Source organism: Virgibacillus natechei (genome assembly GCF_026013645.1).
In the GTDB taxonomy this organism is placed as follows: Bacteria; Bacillota; Bacilli; order Bacillales; family Amphibacillaceae; genus Virgibacillus_L; species Virgibacillus_L natechei.
The window spans coordinates 1,088,206-1,110,927 of the sequence record NZ_CP110224.1; the positions used below are offsets into that span (position 1 = coordinate 1,088,206).

27 protein-coding genes are annotated in these 22,722 nt (G+C 37.8%); 22 read left to right on the forward strand and 5 right to left on the reverse strand.

Annotated features, from left to right (window positions below; genetic code table 11):
- Window positions 1-68: 68 nt before the first annotated feature.
- The 4 genes from OLD84_RS05895 to OLD84_RS05910 all read left to right on the forward strand — a co-directional run bounded on the left by OLD84_RS05895 (window position 69) and on the right by OLD84_RS05910 (window position 4,557).
- A complete protein-coding gene (locus tag OLD84_RS05895) occupies window positions 69-623 on the forward strand; it encodes an SLOG family protein (protein WP_209463676.1) in 555 nt (184 codons plus the stop codon).
- 78 nt (window positions 624-701) lie between these two features.
- Window positions 702-1,370: an SIMPL domain-containing protein gene (locus tag OLD84_RS05900; protein WP_209463675.1), complete on the forward strand. Its 669-nt coding sequence runs from the start codon at window positions 702-704 to the stop codon at window positions 1,368-1,370.
- 629 nt (window positions 1,371-1,999) lie between these two features.
- Window positions 2,000-2,791 (forward strand): ABC transporter ATP-binding protein, encoded by a 792-nt coding sequence (locus OLD84_RS05905; protein ID WP_209463674.1) that lies wholly within the window; start codon window positions 2,000-2,002, stop codon window positions 2,789-2,791.
- The gene (locus OLD84_RS05910; RefSeq protein ID WP_209463673.1) at window positions 2,788-4,557 is read left to right on the forward strand and encodes a putative ABC transporter permease subunit; all 1,770 of its coding nucleotides are present in this window, start codon (window positions 2,788-2,790) and stop codon (window positions 4,555-4,557) included. The genes OLD84_RS05905 and OLD84_RS05910 overlap by 4 nt, the downstream gene beginning before the upstream one ends.
- A 95-nt stretch (window positions 4,558-4,652) precedes the next feature.
- On the opposite strand, the gene OLD84_RS05915 is transcribed toward OLD84_RS05910, so the two are convergent.
- Together OLD84_RS05915 and OLD84_RS05920 are read right to left on the reverse strand one after the other, a co-directional pair.
- Window positions 4,653-4,949: a type II toxin-antitoxin system death-on-curing family toxin gene (locus OLD84_RS05915; RefSeq protein ID WP_319962012.1), complete on the reverse strand. Its 297-nt coding sequence runs from the start codon at window positions 4,947-4,949 to the stop codon at window positions 4,653-4,655.
- A gap of 99 nt (window positions 4,950-5,048) precedes the next feature.
- Window positions 5,049-5,300, reverse strand: coding sequence for an AbrB/MazE/SpoVT family DNA-binding domain-containing protein (locus tag OLD84_RS05920; RefSeq protein ID WP_209463672.1), 252 nt, complete (start codon window positions 5,298-5,300; stop codon window positions 5,049-5,051).
- A gap of 160 nt (window positions 5,301-5,460) precedes the next feature.
- On the opposite strand from OLD84_RS05920, the gene OLD84_RS05925 reads away from it, so the two are divergent.
- The 17 genes from OLD84_RS05925 to OLD84_RS06005 all read left to right on the forward strand — a co-directional run bounded on the left by OLD84_RS05925 (window position 5,461) and on the right by OLD84_RS06005 (window position 17,297).
- A complete protein-coding gene (locus tag OLD84_RS05925; RefSeq protein ID WP_209463671.1) occupies window positions 5,461-5,943 on the forward strand; it encodes a GNAT family N-acetyltransferase in 483 nt (160 codons plus the stop codon).
- 44 nt (window positions 5,944-5,987) lie between these two features.
- Entirely contained in the window at window positions 5,988-6,164 is a 177-nt protein-coding gene (locus OLD84_RS05930; protein ID WP_209463670.1) for a hypothetical protein, read from the forward strand.
- 87 nt (window positions 6,165-6,251) lie between these two features.
- Entirely contained in the window at window positions 6,252-6,758 is a 507-nt protein-coding gene (locus tag OLD84_RS05935; protein ID WP_209463669.1) for a GNAT family N-acetyltransferase, read from the forward strand.
- Between the two features lie 126 nt (window positions 6,759-6,884).
- A complete protein-coding gene (locus OLD84_RS05940) occupies window positions 6,885-7,307 on the forward strand; it encodes an NUDIX hydrolase (RefSeq protein ID WP_209463668.1) in 423 nt (140 codons plus the stop codon).
- An 11-nt stretch (window positions 7,308-7,318) separates the two neighbouring features.
- Window positions 7,319-7,672, forward strand: coding sequence for an ASCH domain-containing protein (locus OLD84_RS05945; RefSeq protein ID WP_209463667.1), 354 nt, complete (start codon window positions 7,319-7,321; stop codon window positions 7,670-7,672).
- Window positions 7,673-7,823: 151 nt separating this feature from the next.
- Window positions 7,824-8,072, forward strand: a complete 249-nt coding sequence (locus OLD84_RS05950) for a DUF2651 family protein (protein WP_209463666.1) — start codon at window positions 7,824-7,826, stop codon at window positions 8,070-8,072.
- Between the two features lie 5 nt (window positions 8,073-8,077).
- A complete protein-coding gene (locus tag OLD84_RS05955; protein ID WP_209463665.1) occupies window positions 8,078-8,581 on the forward strand; it encodes a GNAT family N-acetyltransferase in 504 nt (167 codons plus the stop codon).
- Between the two features lie 141 nt (window positions 8,582-8,722).
- Window positions 8,723-9,655: a phosphotransferase enzyme family protein gene (locus OLD84_RS05960; RefSeq protein ID WP_209463664.1), complete on the forward strand. Its 933-nt coding sequence runs from the start codon at window positions 8,723-8,725 to the stop codon at window positions 9,653-9,655.
- A gap of 261 nt (window positions 9,656-9,916) precedes the next feature.
- Window positions 9,917-10,213 carry a TIGR04104 family putative zinc finger protein gene (locus OLD84_RS05965; protein ID WP_209463663.1) on the forward strand — a complete coding sequence of 99 codons (297 nt, stop codon included), beginning with the start codon at window positions 9,917-9,919 and terminating at the stop codon, window positions 10,211-10,213.
- Between the two features lie 68 nt (window positions 10,214-10,281).
- A complete protein-coding gene (locus OLD84_RS05970; RefSeq protein ID WP_209463662.1) occupies window positions 10,282-10,587 on the forward strand; it encodes a hypothetical protein in 306 nt (101 codons plus the stop codon).
- Window positions 10,588-10,606: 19 nt separating this feature from the next.
- Window positions 10,607-11,080, forward strand: a complete 474-nt coding sequence (locus OLD84_RS05975; RefSeq protein ID WP_209463661.1) for a tetratricopeptide repeat protein — start codon at window positions 10,607-10,609, stop codon at window positions 11,078-11,080.
- 279 nt (window positions 11,081-11,359) lie between these two features.
- On the forward strand, window positions 11,360-11,866 hold the full coding sequence (locus OLD84_RS05980) for a GNAT family N-acetyltransferase (protein WP_209463660.1): 507 nt from the start codon (window positions 11,360-11,362) through the stop codon (window positions 11,864-11,866).
- A gap of 280 nt (window positions 11,867-12,146) precedes the next feature.
- Window positions 12,147-12,983, forward strand: coding sequence for a transporter substrate-binding domain-containing protein (locus tag OLD84_RS05985; protein WP_209463659.1), 837 nt, complete (start codon window positions 12,147-12,149; stop codon window positions 12,981-12,983).
- Between the two features lie 200 nt (window positions 12,984-13,183).
- Window positions 13,184-13,843 (forward strand): amino acid ABC transporter permease, encoded by a 660-nt coding sequence (locus OLD84_RS05990; RefSeq protein WP_209463658.1) that lies wholly within the window; start codon window positions 13,184-13,186, stop codon window positions 13,841-13,843.
- Window positions 13,840-14,562, forward strand: coding sequence for an amino acid ABC transporter ATP-binding protein (locus OLD84_RS05995; RefSeq protein ID WP_209463657.1), 723 nt, complete (start codon window positions 13,840-13,842; stop codon window positions 14,560-14,562). Before OLD84_RS05990 ends, OLD84_RS05995 begins: the two co-directional genes overlap by 4 nt.
- 198 nt (window positions 14,563-14,760) lie before the next feature.
- On the forward strand, window positions 14,761-15,678 hold the full coding sequence (locus OLD84_RS06000) for an aldo/keto reductase (protein WP_209463656.1): 918 nt from the start codon (window positions 14,761-14,763) through the stop codon (window positions 15,676-15,678).
- Window positions 15,679-15,881: 203 nt separating this feature from the next.
- Entirely contained in the window at window positions 15,882-17,297 is a 1,416-nt protein-coding gene (locus OLD84_RS06005; RefSeq protein WP_209463655.1) for a DHA2 family efflux MFS transporter permease subunit, read from the forward strand.
- 42 nt (window positions 17,298-17,339) lie between these two features.
- On the opposite strand, the gene OLD84_RS06010 is transcribed toward OLD84_RS06005, so the two are convergent.
- Complete coding sequence (locus tag OLD84_RS06010; RefSeq protein WP_209463654.1) at window positions 17,340-18,869, reverse strand: BCCT family transporter; 1,530 nt, start codon at window positions 18,867-18,869, stop codon at window positions 17,340-17,342.
- A gap of 281 nt (window positions 18,870-19,150) precedes the next feature.
- Between OLD84_RS06010 and OLD84_RS06015 the strand changes: the two genes are divergently transcribed.
- On the forward strand, window positions 19,151-20,128 hold the full coding sequence (locus tag OLD84_RS06015) for a ring-cleaving dioxygenase (RefSeq protein WP_209463653.1): 978 nt from the start codon (window positions 19,151-19,153) through the stop codon (window positions 20,126-20,128).
- Window positions 20,129-20,188: 60 nt separating this feature from the next.
- Here the strand turns inward: OLD84_RS06015 and OLD84_RS06020 are convergent, their stop codons facing one another.
- Window positions 20,189-22,303, reverse strand: a complete 2,115-nt coding sequence (locus OLD84_RS06020; RefSeq protein WP_209463652.1) for a heavy metal translocating P-type ATPase — start codon at window positions 22,301-22,303, stop codon at window positions 20,189-20,191.
- Complete coding sequence (locus OLD84_RS06025) at window positions 22,293-22,679, reverse strand: ArsR/SmtB family transcription factor (RefSeq protein ID WP_209463651.1); 387 nt, start codon at window positions 22,677-22,679, stop codon at window positions 22,293-22,295. Before OLD84_RS06025 ends, OLD84_RS06020 begins: the two co-directional genes overlap by 11 nt.
- Window positions 22,680-22,722 lie beyond the last annotated feature (43 nt).

A 22,722-nucleotide genomic window follows, 5' to 3' on the forward strand; every position in this document is an offset into this window, starting at 1 on the left:
TATGATGTTAAGTTAGAAGAACTGGCATAACGATGTCAGTTCTTTTATTTAAAGGGGATGTAAAATGTATGAAGATTATAACTGTAACAGGCTATAAACCAATGGAGTTAGGGATATTTAAAGAAGACGATACGAAAATTAAATTCATTAAAGCAGCAATCGAGAAGAAACTCATCGGATTTATAGAAGAGGGTCTGGAATGGGTGCTGATTTCTGGCCAAATGGGTGTGGAATTATGGACTGCTGAGGTTGTGTTGGAATTAAAGGAAATGTATGATATTAAAGTCGCTATCATACCCCCGTTTGAGAACCAGGAAAATCGCTGGCCAGAACAAATCCAGCAAAAATATCAAGAACTTATTCAAGCTGTTGATTTTTATAAACCTATTTATAAAGGCGATTATAAGGGAGCGTTCCAATTTAAAGCGAAAAATTTGTGGCTAATAGATAAAAGTGATGGTTGTCTGTTACTAATGGATGACGAATTTCGTGGTAGTAATCGATTTTTTTATGACATTGCGATGGAAGCGGAAAAGGATTATCCCGTTCATCTTATTACACCTGCTGACTTGGAGGATATCGTTGATGAAATGCAAATGGCGGATCCAGATTATTGGGAATGATCTAGTGGGAAGTATATAATTATTTTGTCCAAACATACATATTAGGTAGCAAAGCTAATTTTAAAGGGGGAAGTGAGTATGTATTATCATTATGTACCTCAATTTAGACAACCGCTACCTAGCGTGGAATCTCAAACAAAGGTCATGACAGTTACTGGAACAGGAAGTGTTACGGTAAGGCCTGATATTGTCACCGTACAGTTAGAAGTTAGGACGGAAAATACACTGCTTCAGCAAGCTCAGCAGGAAAATGCCAACACCATGAATCAAGTTATTCAAGCACTTATGGATGCAGGAATTGCTCGTGAGTCTATTCAAACAACTGCCTACACGATTAATCCGAGATATGATTACATGGAAGGAGAGCAAGTATTTAGAGGGTATGAAGTAAAAAATGAAATCACGGTTCGGATTAGGAATACGAATCATGCAGGTAGTATTATTGATGTTGCTGTCCAAAGTGGTGTGAATCGCGTAGCGGATATTCGGTTTACGGTTGAAAATGAGCAACATTATTACGAGCAAGCACTAAATGCCTCTCTCCAACAGGCCAGTTCTAAAGCCAAAACAATTGCTGAGACAATGCAGTTACCCCTCGACCCTATACCAATTACAATTGTTGAACAATTAAGTGAACCCCCTAGGACGTACCAAACAATGCTTGCTACAGATGAAAGTATGACTACACCGATTGAACCAGGCCAAATGATCATAAGGGCATCCGTTGAAGTGAAATTTCAGTATTAGAATTGCAGGATTATACCTTTCTAAAACTATACATGTCCACCTTCTTTGCAGAAATATAAGCTCACTGAAGAGTGAAGCTATGATGATAGTTCCTGTATTTTGAAAAATCGCTACCCTGAAAAAAGCCTGTTTCTTCTTAGAACCAGGCTTTTAGATAGTATCTGATTGTATAAACTAATTCCATATAAATTAGAGTGGAGGTTATGTTTTCTTTGTCCGGAAACTTTGTATACTTAGGATAGTAGATAAAACAAAAATTAATACCATCCAAATGGCTGTCACATTATGTATGTTGAAATAACTCAAAACACCTAGTAGATCTAAAACGCCAACAAATCCACATACAGTTAAAGCAGTCTTAAAAAACTTCATCATTAAACCTCTTTTCGAACATCTTTCTAAATTTTTCTTCACGAAAAAGTTTTCCGATCGATTCATTGCTAAAAATATAATTCATCGTATCAGCCCTTTTATCTTGCGAATCTATCAAATCTAACTCTTATTCTAACATTGAACTTCGTTTTGACCAAAAAATACATATTTGATTCGTTACATTATTTAAAATACTTTGACCGATACTGGAAGAACCACGTACAATAGATGAAAAAGCATCTGCAAAGGAGATACCTATGACTGTAGCATCAATTAAACTAACAAATATTACAAAATCATACCGTAAACAACTAGCAGTACATAATCTTAATCTGGAAATTCCTAAAGGGGAACTGTTTGGCTTTTTAGGACCAAATGGAGCAGGGAAAACAACGACAATTAAAATGATGACGGGTTTACTGGAACCATCGACTGGGTCAGTTGAAATAGGCGGTATCAATATCTGGGAAGAACCGATCGAGGCAAAGAAACTCATTGCTTATGTTCCTGACCAACCAAATCTGTATCCAAAATTAACAGGTTGGGATTATCTCGAATTTATCGCATCTGTTTTTCGAATTCCACAAGATACATTTCAAGCAAAAGCAGAAGAATTACTACGTGTGTTTCGTTTAACAGACCGAGCAGATGAATTAATTGAAGGTTATTCCCATGGAATGAAGCAAAAAATAGCAATATGTGGAGCATTGGTTCATGAACCTGATGTGCTATTTTTAGATGAACCAACTGTGGGACTTGATCCCCAAAGTGCACGAAGCTTGAAAAGTTTGCTTAGAAGATTATGTGATAACGGTATGACGGCATTTGTCTCAACACATATCTTAGAGATTGCTGAACAAATGTGTGATCGTATTGGGATTATCTCGGATGGACGTATTATCGCACTTGGAACAATGGATGAACTCAAAACACATGAGGAAAAAGGAGAGCAAAGCCTTGAAGATATCTTCCTGGAGCTAACAGGTGGTGAGGAGCAGCAAGACATAATTAGTGAAATTTCAAAAGAAGATCAAGGTGATAGCAAATGATGAAGGTGCTTCTGAAAAATCAGCGTAAACTGATATTAAATGCTATTAAATCACAAAGCAGATCCAATTTCATTAGCTATTTACTTTCATTTATCGTGGTTGGTGTTCTGCTGATTTTCCTGGGCAGGGGTGTTTTGGCTGTAGGTGAATCTATTACGGAACCAGTACTTTTAGGTATTTTAGGTTACGGCTTTTTAGTTAGTATCGTTTTTATTATTTTATTAAGTGTGCCACAAGTATTTAAGCACTTGTATGCTGCAACTGATTTAGGTTTACTTTTCACGTTGCCTATCCCAACACGACATATTTTCTGGATAAAATATCTGCAAAGTTTTATTGGTATTCCCTTGCTGATCTTTGTGTTTCTAGCTGTGCTACTAGTTATTTACGGGATTTTAGTGGATGCGAGCTTGATCTTTTACCCTGTCTCATTTTTTGTTCTACTCGCACTAATGGTCATCGCCCTATCCCTTGCTTATTTAATAAACCTTGTGCTAATACAGATTATCCCTGCGAGTAAGGTTAATGAGTTACTGATGCCGATCGTAAGTGTTGTTGCAGGACTGTTTGGCTATCTTACGGTTATGATACCGAATATGGCAAATGAGGGATCGATAGTAGATTCACTTTTAGCTGGTCTTCCATTATTTCCTGACTGGGTTCCTGTCACATGGGCATGTGATGCGATCGTATATGCAATGAACGGGACAACTGATTTACTACTTCCGTTCATATTATTAATGGTTCTTGCTATTCTTATGGTGTCGGTGACATCTATGCTTGTGGAAAAAGGTTTTCGTACTGGTTGGATTCGGTTAAGTGAAGGTGGGGGGAAGAAGAAAAAGAAACAAAAGGCTGCGAAAAGAGGCCAACGTACAACTCGTCATCCTGTTATTGCGATTGGAAAAAAAGAATGGTTTGCGATTAAGCGTGATATGCGGGAATGGGTCATCTTTTTACCTATTTCATTCATTATTATTATCCCGTTGATTAGTTTGTTCAGTAGTGGATCAGCACTCAGTGATTTACAAGGGTTTAACGAAATATCATGGCCGATCGCACAGATTGTTTTTCTCTTTATTTATGCTATTTTTAATGGACAACTGGCTGCTTTTTCCATTGGACGAGAAGGCGTGTCCGTTTGGATATTACGAACACTTCCATTAACTGGTCGCGATATTGCGCTTGGAAAACTGTGGATTAGCTGGGTGTTGCCGTTTATTCTGTTGACTGTGCTTGAAGTGATTATTGGGATTTTGCTAGGTTGGACGATCACGCAATTTATTATTGGGGTTGCAGTGAAAGCAGCTATCACGATTGGAATTAGTGCGATTGGATTATGGCTTGGTACAACCGGATCTAAATATAACCCGTCCAACCCACAGCAACGGGTGAAATTCGGAACAGCTATTCTCCTAATGGTTGTGTCCTATGTTTATCTGTTTGTTGCTTTAGTCCCGTATGTGCTTTTGGTCATTCCAGGTGATGTCGGGTCATTTCTGACAGAGATAAGTACTGATTTATCTGGATTTTTTGGAGCATTTGTTGGACTTTTTGCAACACTTCTATCCTGGAAGGCGAGCTATCCAGCACTTATGATCATCCTTGGTATTGTTGCTATGCTCATCGTTTCGTTGGGAGTTGCTGCACTGTTCACGTCAGCAAGTGGACGTCGAATTGACAAAGGACTAGAAATTGAAATTGTAAATGAAAGTAATGCTAAAGCATTGTTTAAAAATAAAAAATCCGGTGGTAGTCTGTATTAACAGGAGGGATTGTTAGCTGAGAGGAACGATGAGGACTTTTTTAAAAAACGAAAAGGCATTGTACAAACGCAATGCCTTTTCGTTTTCCCATTTGCTTATCGAAATGGGATACTATTTGCTTCAATTATCTCTACCATTCCATTAAAGCTGTACTTTTTATTAACCACATTGACAGTGAAATCTGCTAGCTCCGTTTGACTGTTCATTGTAAAATCATACCCGTTATAATACAAAAACTGTGTTAATGACAGAAAAGCTGTACGTTTATTACCATTATGAAAAGCATGGTTTTGGGCAATAGATTCAAAGAGTGCCCCTGCTTTTTCAAACACTGAATGATAAGCATCAGAACCAAAAGCGGATTGACTGGGCCGATGCACAGCAGAATCCAACAATTCTGACTACTTTATCCCAATTTGCTCTCCTGGACTAAATCTTTCAATAACGTATTGGTTAATGGCAGCGACTTCCTTGTATGTTAAGTACCGCATTTATCTGTCCACCAATTCGTTTATTGTTTTTTCATGTTTATTCGTATTACGCTCCAACACATCAAAGAAATCTTCACTTATACCTTCAGGAAGCTCTACCTGTTTACCCTTTTTTAACACAATCTCTCCCTCCTTCACTTCCAATTGAACGTTGTCTCCATAAGAAATACCTGCCTCTTTTAATAGTTCTTTAGGGAATGTGATTCCATAGCTGTTGCCGATCTTTGTTACTTTTCTTTCATGCTCACTCATTTTATTCACCTCATATTGTTATAACTGTTATAACAATTATAACATAATCTGAAAATAACGCAATAATTTTTTAAAAAATTAGACGATACAGAAGAGTTGATAGGTGGTATAATATTATAAAATATTGCAATTAAACAACAACTCTATAAGGGTGATGGGAATGAATATTGTTATTCGTAAAATGCGAAAGAAAGATGTACCGCAAGTGCAGGATGTTGCAAGAACAAGTTGGAATGCCACCTATGAAGGGATAATACCTGCCCCAATTCAGCAAAACTTCTTAAATGCTGCTTATAGTGACAAGATGGTGAAAAAGCGTTTAAAGAACACTGTTATTTATGTTGCGGAAGCAGATAGGAAAGTGGTGGGGTTTGCAAATTTTACTCCTGGTTCCAAAGAAGGAAGCGTTGAGCTTGCTGCACTTTATTTATTTCCAGCATATCAAGGAAAAGGGATAGGTACTGCCCTATTACATGAAAGTATGGATCAATTAGGTTCACGAGAAGTTCATTTAAGCGTTGAAAAAAACAATGAAATCGGAACAACATTTTATAAAGCAAAAGGATTTGAAGTCGTCTCTGAGTTTGATGATGATTTTGATGGTCATGTTTTGCGGACAGTACGCATGGTATTGAGAGTGTAGAGATGAATTTTATTAAATGTTGATGGGAGGAGGTTATAAAATCCATGGCGCCTTTTGCAGTGGTTTTGATTGTTGTTTTGGCTGTTATTGTGGATGTTTTTTGGTTTGATATCGATAGAAAGAGATGGGGCTGGATGAAAAATTGGTCTAATTTGAATAAGATTTTGTTTTTCTTAGGGTTTATAGTAGTTTCAGGGGTTATTTATTTGGGTTTGAGTTAGGGGATTCTGTCTTTACCGAAAGCTGAGTAAAAGGAAGAGGAAGGATTGAATCCTGCGTTGTATATGTCGCCTGAAAGGAGATAAACAATGAAAATTAGAAAAGCTACACAACGTGATGCACCGCATATAGCAACGGTACATGTAGACAGTTGGCGAACTACATACAAAGGAATTTTGCCATGTGAATTTTTGAAAAAGTTGTCCTATGAACAGCGAACAAAATTATGGGAAAGTAACGTGACTGAAGAAAATGTGTATGTTGTAGAAAATGAGGATGAAGAGATAGTTGGATTTGCAACTGGTGGTAAAAAGAAAACGGAGAATTATGATCAATTTCATGGAGAGCTGTATGCTATTTATATTTTAGAGGAATATCAAGGAAAGGGGATTGGGAAAATGTTGATGCAACCAGTGATTAAGGAGCTTGAGCAATTTGGTATCAATTCCATAATCGTACTGGTTTTAGAAGATAATCCCTCCAAGTATTTTTACGAAGCATTGGGTGCTAGAGAGATAGATTCATTAGAAATTACAATTGCTGGGGTGGAGCTTAATGAATTGGTTTATGGGTGGGATGATTTGAGTGAATTCTAGTTAAGGTGCAGAGCAATTTAAAAACGAGGAGGCTTTAGTTAATAATGTAGATTTGTTTAAAAAATATATTCTATAAGTGAAAGAAAGTGATTGGATTATCGGCTATCGAAGTACAGGGGGGAGTATATGGAGAAGATAGAGTGGTTTGGTGCTGCTGGCCTTTGTAGCAATGATAACGATCAAATTTTGATGATAAAGCAAGGCAGTTTGGATGAAGAGAAACGTTGGTCTATTCCTTCTGGTGGAAAAGAGGAGAACGAAACATATGAAGACTGCTGTGTCAGGGAATTTAGCGAAGAAACTGGCTATGATATCCATGTAGTTAAACCGCTGTTTTTAAAAGAAACTAAGGATCAAGGTGTAGATGTAAAAGTGCATTATTTTGAAGTTGAAATTATTGGTGGAACAGAAAGAATACAGGACCCAGACCACCTCATTTATGCTATTGAGTGGAAGTCAGCTGATGAGATCAGGTATATAAATCTCTCTTTTCCTGAGGACAGAGATTTGTTCTTAACGTTTATAAAAGAAAATGCAGATGATCTGTGAGGTGATCGTAAATGTTACATAAAATGGGGTTATATAATGGGCCATTTCAATCAATTAAGTCTGGAAGAAAAACAGTCGAGGTCAGATTGAATGATGAGAAAAGAAGGAAGTTAACACGCGGGGATGTTATTGTGTTTACAAGAATTCCTGAGAGAGATGAGGTTTTAACAGTAGAGGTATTGGCACTAAGGAAATATGATACTTTTAGGCAAATGTATGAGGAAATTCCTGCTGAGGATATGGATGAAGAAGGGCGGTCGATAGATGAGATGGTGAAGAATACATTTAAGATATATACTCCTGATCAGGAAAAAGAGTGGGGCACTTTGGCAATTACGATAAAGGTTCAAGGGGGTGATTTTTAGCATGGATATTAATGGCTATTTATACGCAGCAAATATGACGAATTTACTAACGACGAACTCAAGATTGTAATATGAGCTGATAGTACATAAAAAGATAAATTTGTTAAGGAGATACAGATAGCAACTTTCTGTAAAGGAAGGAGAACTTCAAATGAATATAATACCACTTATCATATTTATTTTCCCCATAGGGTCCATTATATTAGGGGCCATTGGATATTTTATCTTCAAGAATATTTATATGACACCATTGATAGTAGCATTTATTTCTATTATTTTGACCTTTACGACATTTAATTCGTCGTTTTGGTTTTGGGTATTTATTTATACATTTCTTGCGTTTGTATCAGGGTTTATTGCTAAGGTGCTATTTTCAAAGAGAATGTATGAAGGAGATTGAATCCAATGGAAAACTCACCTGTTTTAAGCACCGAAAGATTAAACTTAAGAAAAATGAATAAAAATGATGTACAACATTTAATGGAAATATTTTCAGATCCGGTAGCTATGAAGTATTATCCCTCCACCAAAGATGAGCAGGAGACGAAGAAATGGATTAACTGGACGTTACGTAATTATACGGGTTATGGCGCTGGCCTCTGGATCGTTGAAGAAAAAGATACAGGCAAGTTTCTCGGGCAATGTGGGATTGTTTTACAAAAAGTTGACGGTGTAGTCGAAATGGAGATTGGATACTTGTTTGCTAGACGTGTATGGGGAAACGGATATGCCACCGAGGCTGCATTAGCTTGTAAAAAATATGGATTTGAAGAACTGGGATTGACAAGGATGGTTTCATTAATCGATGTAAATAATGAACCATCGATAAGAGTAGCGGAACGGATTGGGATGAAATGGGAAAAGCATATTAATAAATGGGATAAGGAGATAGCTGTTTATTCAGTGTGAGAGGAATATTAGAAATGAGAGTTAAAATACTGGAATCATATGCGGGTGCAACTTTCTGCAGTTCTTTTGGATGTGATGGCATTAATTGAGTATGAAGAAAACGATTCTAGTTAGTTCAATATGACAGAAAGGTTGAAAAGAATGGAAGGAAAAACTATATTTCAGAGATTCGGTTTTTATACGGAAGAGGAGCCGACTAGTATTTACCCTTTTTCACCTGTATACCGGATTACGCATGAAAAAGATGATGTAATTGTTAAGAAAACACAGCGTCCTATTGAGCGAGCGCACCGTTTGATTGAATATACAACCTATTTAAGAGATAATGGAATCCAAGTAGTTACACCTGTGAAATTGAATAGGCATAACCCCCAAACCATTGATGGAGAAATATACGTAGTTTATCCTTATATTGAAGGAACTACATATGCAGGGAAGGCTAGCGAAATTTATGAAGCTGGCAAGTTTCTCGGGAGAATTCACAGTCTTTCACCCGACGAAAATGTGTACCAATTGGAAGCATATAATGTCTATGACTTTACCATTGAAGAAGTGGAAGAAAGCATACAAAACATAGAAAAAAATGCATCCAAGCATGATTTTGAAATGGATAGTATCCAGCTCAAAGAGAAGTTAATCCAAATCGTATCCCAGCAGGAAGAATTGCAAAATAGCGGCTTGCTAAATATCGAAACACCCCATGATTTTAAGGCGAATAATTTAATTTACACACCAGAACCTTATTTGATAGATCCGGATAATGCTGCATGGATCCCGCGGATTTTTGATCTAGCATTGACCTTGCTTTTGTTTCATAATGAGTTGTCGTCTGCGCCTGATAATATATTTACCCCTGAGCAATGGCAGTTATTCCTGAAGGGCTACAAAGAGTCCGTTCATCTGACTGATTTAGAACGTTCGTACTGGGAAAAGGCAATAGAGCATGTCTTTTTAGATGAAGTGATGTGGTTGTTGGATGAAGCTGAAGAGGACTGGGCGGATTCGTCACAGCGGATGTTATTTGAGAGTCTAATCCGGGTCTTGCTTGATGCTTCAGATTATATGCTGGAATAAAATAAACCGCTAACTTAACCTAGGGGGCATCTGAAATGGAATTAATTTTATTTGGATTGGCAGCGTTTCTAGTGGTTTTCTGTCCATTATTGCTATTTTTAGAGGAGTGTTACAAAGATTCAAAGAACCTGAAGAGCTGCTAAAGAAACGAATAGAAGACTTGGAAAGCAGAGTGAGTGAGCTGGAGAACGGGAGGAAATAGTAAATCATGTTCTGAAAAATTGTCTGTAGCATGCTGAAAGTAACGAAGGGGGATTTCATATGCCAACTTGCCAGAATTGCGACCATGAATGGAGTTGGAAACAAACATGTAAAAAATATTTCACATTAGATACTGGAATGACCTGTCCGTATTGCGGGGAGAAGCAATATGTTACTTCGCGTACAAGAAAAAAATCCAATATGTTACTCTTTATACCACCTGCCTTAATGCTTCTTAATATCTTTTTTGGTCCTTCACTTGTTGTTTTATTTATGTTGTTAGGCTCTTTTCCGTTAATGGTTGGGCTTTATCCCTTTTTGATCGAACTAACCAGTAAAGAAGAACTTCCTTGGTAGGACTTATGTAGCTAGAGGAGGTACGTTGAATATCCAAAGAGAATACCCCAATTTGTGGAGGGAAAACCATGTTAAGAGTCCCACTGGAATTATTACGCATTGTTTTTATATTTTTACTATTAGGCGGTCTGTTATGGGTTCTAATTGGTAATATCTATCAATTTGATGGGGTAGAAAATTATCAATGGCTTCCGGGTATTGGCATTTACATAGCGCTTTTCGTTTTATATCGTAATAGATTGCAATTTTCTGGATGGTACGTTGGAAAGGGCAGAAGGAAACTGTCGGTGAAAATTTCGAGGACGTTAATTGGAGTAGTTATCTTTTTGTTGGTTGTTCCGTTTATTATGCATGCTATTAATCTAAATTTATAGATGGAGAGGGGAGAACTTGATGTCAAGTAAAGCAAGGAAACGAATTGAAAATGAAGAATTTGAGAAGGCGCAGGAAATTTTACTACAATTATTAAATGAAAATCCGGATGAGGCAGAAGCTAATCACCTCTTTGCTGAAACATTTGATGCACAAGGTTTTGAAAGAGAAGCAATCCCATATTATGAAAATGCGCTCGCCAATAATATTGAAGGAGAACTTCGCGAAGCAGTATTTATACAACTGGGGAGCAGCTATAGATGTATTGGCGAATACGAGAAGGCAAAGGAAATATTATTAAAAGGATTAGAAGAGTTCCCTGATAATTTAGCTTTGAAAGCCTTTTTAGCAATGGCACTTTATAATCTGAGTGAGGAGGAAGATGCTGTAACGATGCTTTTACAAATGATAGCAGAATCGTCGGATGACCCCTGGTTGAAAAAATACCAAAGAGCCATAAAATTCTATGCAGTGAATTTGAATGAAACATGGTAGATACAGAATGCATCCAGTGGATTCGTGAATTGAGATTTAGTTGCATTAATTCTTGTTGTTTAAAAACCTCTATTTAATGGAAATATAGACATATGCAAGTACAATCCAGTGAAATGGAGGAGACAGCGATGGGACGATTGCTAAGAAGAATTATAAGATATGGACCACTTATATATCCTTTTGTAAGGAAGTTTTTAAATAAGAGAAAACAGAAGAAGGATGATAATCGATAGTATATAAAAGAGGTTAGAATCAAGAGAATATAAGGAGTGACTTCATATGATAACCATTCAAAAAGCAACACCGGAACATGCGGATGGAATTGCAAAAGTTTGTATTGATAGTTATTGGGCTACATACGGTGAACTGCTTTCAAGTGAATACATAAATAGGATGATAAAAGAATTTTATACTCGTGAAAGAATAATAAAAGAAGTTACAACAACGAGCAAAGGTTGGAATGGATGGTTTGTTGCTGTTGATGATGAGGAAGTTGTTGGTGCTGGTGCGGGCGGGATGATCAGCGAAAATCACGGGGAATTATTTGTATTGTATTTGGATCCCGAGCGCAAAGGTGAAGGATTAGGAACGAAGCTTCTTGACGCTGTTACGAATGAACTGAAAGAATATGGTGCCAAAGAACAATGGGTAAGTGTTACAAAATGGAATAATAAAGGGATTCCATTTTATGAAGCAAAAGGGTTTATTTATATACATGAGCAGGACGAGTACGGAATTATTGAAGGAGAAGATTATCAGGCGTTGAGGTATCATAGGGTGCTTTAAGGAGGCATGTTCTGAGGAAAGAAAAAGGAAGAATGTATTTAGAGCGTTGCTGATGACCAAAAAATATGATTCGACAAAAACCGGGAAGTGACAGGCACCTACCTACCTGTTTCAATTTTAAAGTTAATGTAAGAAATAGAGACTTATATTGCGTAAATGGAATTGTAAGGCTATTTATATTCTCAAATGACTGAATAATCGATTTTAGTTAAATAGTAATGTTTGGTATTATTTTAATATTAGTTTAAAGAGAGTACAAAAAGTTTAGGGGGAAATCGTAATGAAAACAAGTAAATGGAGACTACAGGTAATTATATTTTTAGCACTTGCGCTTATGTTTGTTTTGGCAGCTTGTGGAACGGATGGTAATGGTAATGGTAATGGTGACGGTGATAATGCAGAAGGAAGCGATGATGAAGGCGGTGATGTGGAAGAGAGCGAATTGGAAGATACATATACGGTTGTATCCGATAATTCCTTTGTGCCTTTTGAATTTATGGAAGACGGAGAACTTGTAGGGTTTGATATTGACCTGATCAATGCCGTTGCAGATGAGGCTGGTTTTGAAATAGATATGGAAACAACCAACTTTGACGGTATTATTCCTGGATTACAGACAGGACAATTTGATATTGCTATTGCGGGGATCGGTATAACGGAAGAAAGAAAAGAAGTAATCGATTATAGTGATCCATACTTCGAATCCGGCCTGGCAATCGGAGTGCCTGCAGACAATGAAGATATCGAAGGAATTGAAGACTTGGAAGGAAAGGAAATTGCGACTCGTCTAGGTTCAACAAGCGCAACTTATATAGAAGAGAACATTGACGGAGCAGAGGGTAATGAATTTGAACAGTTGGACCAAGCGTACTTGTCAGTAGAAAATGGTAGTACAGATGCTGTTTTGTATGATGACCCGAACGTCCGGTACTATATTCAAACCGCAGGAGATGACTTAAAAGTAGTTGGTGATCTGTATCAAGCGGAAGATTATGGTATTGCAATTACCCCAGGTAACGAGGAATTAGTAGAAGCCATCAACGAATCCTTAGCAACATTACGTGAAAACGGCACATACGAAGAAATCTATGAAGAATGGTTTGGCTCAGCAGAATAACTAAGATAGATACAGTTATATACAACAACTCAGAGGTATGCTTCAATGAAAATAACGGACAGACTAAGGCTTATCTCCGAATATATAGATAGGCCTTAGTTTTATTTTATTGATTTATTACCATGCCTTCTTTGTTGGATGAGAAATGCCGAGTTTATCTCATGTGGTGTGCGAATATTTTTAAAGAGAGGTGAAAATTTATGACGAATTTTAATTGGGCAGGTGTAGTTGACTTCTTACCACAATTAGGAACTGGCTTGTACTACACCCTGTTAATATCTGTCGCTGGTCTATTAATCGGATTTATTTTAGGTGCTATCTTTGGACTTGGCCGGATTTCCAACAATAAAATTATTTATGGTATTGCCAGTGTATATATTGAAGTTGTTCGAGGTACCCCAGTGCTGGTACAAGCAATCTGGATATTCTTTGCGCTACCGTTAATTACCCAATACAATATGGATTCCATCACGGCAGGTATCTTAGTTATTGCGTTGAACTCAGGGGCTTACATTGCTGAAATTGTACGTGGTGCCGTGCAGTCTGTTGACAAAGGTCAGATGGAAGCGGGACGCTCTCTGGGGTTAAATGAAAATCAGACGATGCGTCACATCGTTTGGCCACAAGCATTTAAACGTATGATTCCACCACTAGGGAACCAGTTTATTATAAGTATAAAAGATACATCCTTACTATCCGTTATTCTTGTTCCAGAACTTATGTTTCAGGGAAGAAATATAGCAGCCAATCATTTTAACGCGGTTGAGATTTACACAGCGGTGGCTGTATTTTATCTTGCAATAACATTAACCTTATCCCTTGTGTTGCGGGTTATAGAAAGAAGGTTGGATATCCAATGATTAAAGTACAGGATTTACACAAAAGCTTTGGAAAAAATGAAGTGTTAAAAGGAATCAATTGTCAGATTGAACCATCGGAAGTTGTCTGTGTAATTGGTCCAAGTGGATCTGGCAAAAGTACGTTTCTCCGTTGTTTAAATATGTTGGAATCAATTACGAGCGGTGATGTAATTGTAGACGGTGAGAACTTGAAAGATTCGAAAACAAATATTAATTTGATCCGTGCAGAAGTGGGTATGGTATTTCAACAGTTCAACTTGTTTCCACATAAAAAAGTAATTGAAAATATCATGCTTGCTCCGCAAAAAGTTCGGAAACTTAGTAGTGAAGAAGCGCGCGAACGCGGGGAGAAGCTGCTTGAAAAGGTAGGCTTAGCTGAAAAAGCTGATCAGTATCCTAGTCAGCTTTCAGGAGGGCAACAACAACGTGTTGCAATTGCCCGAGCGCTTGCAATGGAACCTAAAATGATGTTGTTTGATGAACCGACTTCGGCTCTAGATCCTGAACTAATCGGAGAGGTTCTTGAAGTTATGAAACAGTTGGCTAACGAAGGAATGACAATGTTTGTCGTAACACATGAAATGGGTTTTGCCAGGGAAGTAGGCGACCGTGTTTTGTTTATGGATGATGGGTATATAGTTGAAGAAGGAAAACCCGAAGAGTTGTTTACAAACCCACAATCCGATAGAACAAAGGAATTTCTGCATAAAGTATTATAAAGTAATTAAGGCAAGCGTTCAGCATAAAACGCTTGTCTTTATTTGCAGTTAACAAAGTATAAAAACTTTCTTACTGCATAAGTGCAACTAAGGTTGTCACCTAAAGGCTTGGTGACAACCAAGTTTTCTAAATCTAACTTATTAGAAGGCATATCTAAAGCATAAATGTTAAGCTTAAATGAATGAGAGGTGTTTTTAATGAATACTATTCAATTGGGAAAAAATAATTTAGAAGTCTCTGAAATCTCTCTTGGATGTATGCGAATGAGTGGGCTTTCAGATATAGATGCAGCGAATGTGATTCAACGTGCAATGGAACTTGAAATTAACTTCTTTGACCATGCCGATATTTATGGTGGGGGAGAATCTGAGAAAAAATTTGCAAAAGCGATTGAAATGAAACCTTCGATTCGAGAGCGTATGTTCCTACAATCAAAAGTTGGTATTCGGGAGGGGTTCTTTGATTTTTCTAAAGAACATATTCAAAGAGGGGTCGAAGGTAGTCTGGATAGGTTGAAGACAGATTATATCGATGTATTATTGCTTCACCGTCCTGATACATTGGTTGAACCAGAAGAAGTTGCTGAGGCCTTTAAAGAATTGAAAGAAAGCGGTAAAGTGCGTCATTTCGGGGTCAGTAACCATAATCCAATGCAAATTGAACTCTTGAAAAAGTATGTGGATCAGGATTTGATCGTAAATCAGATGCAACTCAGTGTCATGCATACTGGTATGATTGATGCAGGTCTACAGGTTAATACGAAAGCTGAAAATGCTATTAATCGTGACGGGAGTATTCTGGACTACAGTCGTTTGAATGATTTGACGATTCAAGCATGGTCACCATTTCAACACGGTAACTTCGGTGGTGTATTTATAGATAATGATGCGTTTCCAGAAATCAATGCGAAATTGCAGGAAATTGCTGATAAAAAAGGTACAAATAAATCGGCGATCGCCGCTGCATGGATATTGCGTCATCCAGCAAAAATACAAACCGTTGTAGGAACAATGAATCCGAATCGTTTAGCAGAAATTGCAGAAGCTTCTAATACAAGTCTTACGAGGGAAGAATGGTACGAAGTGTATCGTGCTGCGGGAAATGAACTGCCTTAATAGCTGAAATAGGCATCAAAGTGTTATTTGTTTTAATCGTGGCTTTAATATGTTATTATATAATCTTGTGTGTAATATGTGTGGACGAAAAATCACTTGAAATTATAGGGGTTTACCCTAGTGATCAAACTGCTATGTACTCGTGTAATAGAGTGTTGAACACGCACTAAATAGTTATTTATATTATAGAAAGAAGGAAGAATATGGTTCATAATCAAGTGCCTCCACGATCAGGGGAACCCAGTATCAATAGAGTACCACTAATGATCGTATTAATTTCAGGTGCATTTGTCGCTATCCTGAATCAGACTTTATTAGGCACGGCATTGCCCCATATTATGGCTGATTTGAATTTGAATGCCAATACGGCTCAGTGGCTTCAGTCTATTTTCATGCTTGTTAATGGAATTATGATACCAGTCACTGCTTTTTTGATCGGACGATTTACAACAAGAGGATTGTTTCTCACGGCCATGACTATTTTCGGTCTAGGGACGTTGATTTGCGCAATTGCACCAACTTTTTCCGTATTAATGGCAGGAAGAGTTCTTCAAGCAGCTGGTGCAGGTATTATCATGCCGCTGATGCAAACGATACTGTTTCTTGTCTTTCCTGTTGAAAAACGCGGAACAGCTATGGGAATGTTTGGATTAGTTATTGCTTTTGCTCCAGCAATAGGCCCTACTCTATCTGGTTATCTAGTACAGAATTTTCCATGGAGAAGCTTATTTTATGTAATCATGCCAATTGTTATCATTGATATTATCGTAGCTTATTTCATTCTTAAAAATGTTACAAAACAGACGAATCCAAAAGTAGATGTTTTATCAATTATGCTTTCGACCTTAGGGTTTGGTGGTTTGTTATATGGATTTAGTACTGCAGGTGATAGTGGATGGACGAGTGCGCAAGTTATTATTTCCATGTTTGTTGGTGCTATCACGCTTACATGGTTTATTTTGAGGCAGCTGAAATTAGAAACACCAATACTTGAATTTAGGATATTTAAATATAAAGTATTTACAATCACAACCATTTTAGGTATGACTGTGTTTATTGCTATGATTGGAGCGGCAGTTGTTTTACCGTTACTCATGCAAAATATGCTTGGCTTTACCGCATTGGAATCTGGGTTAGCGTTAATGCCAGGTGCGATCTTAATGGGAATCATGAATCCTATTACAGGAAGATTATTTGATAAATTTGGTGCCAGATGGCTATCGATTATTGGATTGTCTATTTTGACCATTACAACGTTCATGTTTACAAATCTAACGGTTCAGACAACGTTTAGTTATATCGCAATTGTCAATGCCGTGAGGATGCTCGGGGTTGCAATGGTAATGATGCCAGTAACCACAGCTGGATTAAATCAGCTTCCAGAAGATTTAATCCCACATGGGACAGCGATGAACAATACGATGCGTCAAGTAGCAGGTGCAGTTGGGACAGCGTTGCTTGTAACGGTAATGTCATCTGCAGCTATACCTGATGAGGGTGTACAAGGAGCGATACATGGCGTTAATGTATCCTTTATCGTTGCAGGAGTCACTGCTATTGTCGGTCTTGTATTAGCTTTCTTTATTAAAGGTAAAAGTCGAGCAGCAGAGTCGAACTAAATAATCGGTGAAAAAACGAGCATATCATTATGCTTGTTTTTTTTACCAGTCTTCTTCTTTTTTTACTTTATCTTTATCCTTTCCTTCTTTTTTCAAGGAACGAACGATGGCTAGCATCATCAAAATCATAATGATAGAAAATGGGAGGGCGGTTATTGTTGAGATTGCTTGCATACCATCCAATCCGCCACTAAGTAATAGCACGGACGCAATGGAAGAAATGAGCAGACCCCAAACGACGAGAACTGTATTTTTGGGATTTAGATCCCCTGATGAAGAAAACACACCAAGTACGTATGTTGCGGAATTTGCCGATGTAATGAAAAAAATACCTATTAGTACAAGGGAAGCCAGATTAAGAATAAATCCTCCCGGTAATTGTTCAAGCACAAGAAATAAACCAACTTCAGGTGTCTCATATATATCTGAGGCAAAATTAGCATTTTCATTCATTTCCATGTGAAGACCTGTTCCTCCAAACGCAACAAACCATAGAGCGGTTACCAATGTAGGGACAAACAACACACCTAGGATAAATTCTCCCAGCGTACGACCTTTAGATACTCTCGCTATAAATGTTCCGACAAACGGGCTCCAGGATATAATCCATGCCCAGTAAAATAATGTCCATTCTCCCATCCATTCATTACCTGAATAAGGTGTGGTGTTGAAACTGAGATTGATAAAACTGGAAGTATAATTCCCTAATGTTTTTGAAAAATGTTCAAAAATAAAGACAGTTGGGCCGATGATAATAATCGTTAGTAATAAGATTGCTCCAAGACCAAGATTGGAAACACTTAAATATTTCATTCCCTTATTTAATCCAGATACAACAGATAATAGAAAGATAATAGTTACGACAACGATAATCGCCATTTGAACGACTGCATTATTTGGGAGACCAAAAATTTCAGTTAATCCACTACCGAATTGGAGGGTGCTCAGCCCAAAAGAGGTCGCAATACCAACAGTTGTAGCTACAATCGCAATAATGTCAACCATTTTCCCGGGCCACTTATGTATGTTTTCCCCGATTAATGGGTAGAAGGACGAACTAATTAAGCCAGGAAGGTTTTTCCGGTACTTGGCAAAAGCTAAACCGAGTGCAACCACTGCATAAATCGCCCATGGATGAAATCCCCAGTGAAATATACTCCATAATAATCCAGATTCCGCAGCTTCTTGCGTTCCTTCTTCTATATCGCCAGGAGGATTTGCGAAATGAGATAAAGGTTCTCCAATACCCCAAAATACAAGCCCAACTCCCATTCCAGCAGCAAAAAGCATCCCAATCCAAGTGAAGTAGGAGTATTCAGGTTTTTCATCCTTTCTTCCTAACTTCATGTGACGATAGGGGCCAAATCCTAAATAGAAGCAAAAACCGACGAATAAAGCGGTAGAAAGTACATAAAACCAGCCAAGATTTTCTGAAATTTGATCCATAAGACTTGTTGTCATTACGGTCATGGATTCAGCTGAGAGCATCCCCCATAACACAACACTAAAAACAATAATAGCTGCTAGTATGAATACGATATTGGATTTTGCCAAATTTATTAGTTTTTTCATGTCTTCCACTCCTTGATACTATATTAAGGGACTTCCACAATTTACGGGAAAGAAAACATGAAATTAGTAGGGCATATCTATTGTTTTAATAATCTTCTATCACAGAAGGCTAAGTTTTCTAAATGTAACTCAAATTATTGTATGGACGTAATATCAATCTTTTGACAGAACCTATATGAAATGATATATTTATATTTAATTAAAGATATCTTAATTAAAACAGTTTCGTTTTTAGTTGGAAATAGTAAGCGAAGTTTGATACTCAATTGGAGGGACTTATAATGAACGAACTAAAAGGAATGCACCACGTAACAGCGATTACGAGTAATGCGGAGAAGAACTATGAATTTTTTACGTATGTTTTAGGCATGCGTTTAGTAAAGAAAACAGTGAATCAGGATGATATTCATACCTATCATTTATTTTTTGCAGATGACACAGGCAGTCCAGGTACAGACATGACGTTCTTTGACTTCCCAGGCGCTCCCAAAGGAGTGCATGGTACGAATGAGATTTCAAAAACGTCATTCCGAGTACCAAGTAATGAGGCATTAGATTATTGGGTGGCCCGTTTCGATCGTTTAGAAGTAAATCATACCGGCATTAAAGAGCAATTTGGTAAAAAAGTGCTTTCGTTCGTCGATTTCGATGATCAGCAGTATCAATTGATTTCAGATGAGGGCAATGAAGGAGTTGCTGCTGGTACGCCGTGGCAAAAAGGGCCAATTCCACTTGAGTACGCCATTACCGGATTAGGGCCAATTTTTGTTCGTATCGCTAATTTTGATTACTTTAAAGAAGTAATGGAAAAAGTGCTGTTATATAAAGAAATCGATAAGGAAGGCTCCTTCCATTTATTTGAAGGCGGTGAAGGAGGAAACGGTGCGCAAGTGGTAGTAGAATATAATGCAGTCCTTCCACAAGCTAAACAAGGGTTCGGTACCGTTCATCATGCGGCATTTCGTGTTGAGGATCGTTCCGTTCTAGAAGAATGGAATAAACGCATGAAAGATTTCGGATTTCAAACATCAGGGTTTGTCGATCGCTTCTTTTTCGGTTCCTTGTATACACAAGTTGCACCACAAATTTTATTTGAATTTGCAACAGATGGTCCAGGGTTTATGGATGACGAACCTTATGAAACACTTGGTGAAAAATTATCATTACCGCCAATGTTAGAACCAAAACGTGATGAAATCGAAAAATCAGTTCGTCCGATTGATACAGTGAGAAGTACGATTGAATTCACCAAAGAATAATTGAAAAATAGATAGGCATGAAAAAGGCGCTTTCCTCTAATGGGGGAGCGCCTTTTCTTTTTAATGATCAAACTTTGTTTTCATCAATCTTAGTGAATTGAGTATAACAATCAACGTGGCGCCGATATCAGCAAATATAGCCAGCCATAGCGTCAGCCATCCTGGAATGACAAGCAGAAGTGCAGCCGCCTTTATTACAATTGAAAAAGTGACATTTTGTTTGATAATGGCTAATGTTTTTCGGCTCAGGGCAATGGTATATGGAAGATTCGCCAAATCGTCAGCCATTAGTGCAATATCAGCCGTTTCGAGCGCTGTATCGGTTCCGGCTCCACCCATGGCAATGCCGACTGTTGAAGTTGCTAATGCAGGTGCGTCGTTTATACCATCACCAATCATTGCAACATTTCCATTTTGTTCGTTTAATTTTTTAATCGAATCTAATTTATCCTGTGGTAAAAGTTCCGCTTTGGTCTCACTTATGCCTAACTGCTTTCCAATTGCTTTTCCTGTTGCAACATTATCACCTGTTAGCATAACTGTTTTTTCAATGCCGAGTTTATGGAGTTTTTGAATGACAGAAAGGCTACTTTTTCGAACTTGGTCTGCTACCGCAATTAATCCCTTTATTTCTTGCTCGGTTCCGAGTAGCATAACCGTCTTACCCTGTGTTTGTAGTTCTATAATTTCTTGATTGAGATCAGTTGGAATCGAAACCATCTCTTCAAATAAGTTGGGTTTACCAATAAAGTACACCGTATTATTTATCGATGCTCTTGCTCCTTTTCCTGTAATGGATTGGAAGTATTCTGCCGTGTACATATTAGCATGACTTGCTTCAGCTTTACGAGTTATGGCTGAGGCAAGCGGGTGTTGTGAAAAGGATTCAATCGCTGTTGCAACGCTTAAAAGTTCCTTGTTCGACATTTCAGATACATTTACTATATCCGTAACTTCTGGTTTTCCTTCTGTTAGTGTTCCGGTTTTATCAAAAGCGACTACTTTCAATTTGCCTGTTTCTTCTAAATGGATTCCACCTTTAATTAAAACACCTTTACGTGCCGCATTTCCTATTGCGGTTACAATGGCAACTGGTGTTGAAATAACCAATGCACAAGGGCAACCCACAACCAGCACGGCTAATCCACTATAGACCCACGGATACCAATCCGCTCCGAATAAAAGTGGGGGGATAATGGCAACCAACAAAGCAACCACCATGATGGCTGGTGTGTAATATCTCGCAAATTTATCAACAAATGCTTGAGATGGTGCCCGTTCAGCTTGAGCTTCTTCTACTAAGTGAATAATTTTAGCGATGGTAGTGTCTTTCGCAAGTTTAGTAACACGAACCTCTAGGGCACCTTCTTCGTTTAAGGTTCCCGCAAAAACTTCATCACCAATCACTTTATGGGCAGGGATGGATTCGCCTGTTATCGAAGCCTGATTAATGGAGGATTGACCGTTAATGACTTCACCGTCCATCGCAAGCTTCTGTCCAGGTTTGATCAGCATAATATCATCAATTTGTACATCTTCCACATCGATTTCCATCGTTTCATTTCCACGTCTTATCGTTGCCTTATTCGGGGCAATATCCATCAAAGACTTAATGGACTGGCGGGCTTTATCCATCGAATATCCCTCTAAAGCTTCACTCACTGCAAATAGGAATACAACGACCGCACCTTCAGCCCATTCCCCAATAATAGCTGCACCAATAATAGCGACAGTCATTAATGTTTTCATATCAAATTCAAGTTTTGTCAGATTCTTTAATCCAATTTTGAATAAGTCATAACCGCCAATAATGATAGATAATCCAAACGTTCCAATGGTTAGAGGGCTATTTTCTCCATATTGAACGAGAAAAATAAATCCAATCACGATAAAGACTAAAGAAATCATGGCCGTACTATTTTCCCTTTTTTTCCAAAAGGAGTTCTTTTCCTCTGGTTGTCTTTGTCGCTCCGGAAACACTTTAATCCCGTCGAATGCACCTGCTTGTTCCAACTGGTCGATGGACGCTTCTCCTTTAACAGTGATTTTAGCTGCACCAAAATTAAGCTGTACATCATCAACCGTATGAATATTACGTATGTTTTTCTCAAATTTAGCTGCACAATTTGTACAGGATAAACCCTGCAAACGATATACGTTATTTTTATCCATCATGCTTTTCACCTTCTTGGGCATGTATAATTGCTATCGATACAAGTTGTCGAACATGGTCATCCTCAAGCGAATAGAAAACTAACTTTCCTTCTTTTCGAAATTTGGCTAATCCCATATTACGTAGTAACCGTAAATGATGAGAAGCTGTTGCAGTAGTAGAATCAATAATATTGGCAACATCGCACACACATAATTCCCTTTCTAACGTAAGAGCGTAGGCAATTTTTAAGCGGGTTGCGTCTGCTAATGCCTTGAAAATCATTTCTACTCCATGAACTTGTTCCATCTTTGGTTGAATGTGATTTACTTTTTCCACATCAAAACAAAAGGTGTCGCATGTATCGTTGGATTTAGTTAATACTTTTTCTCTGCTCATCCTTTTCACCTTCATTCAAATGATTGTTTGATTATAGTGTATA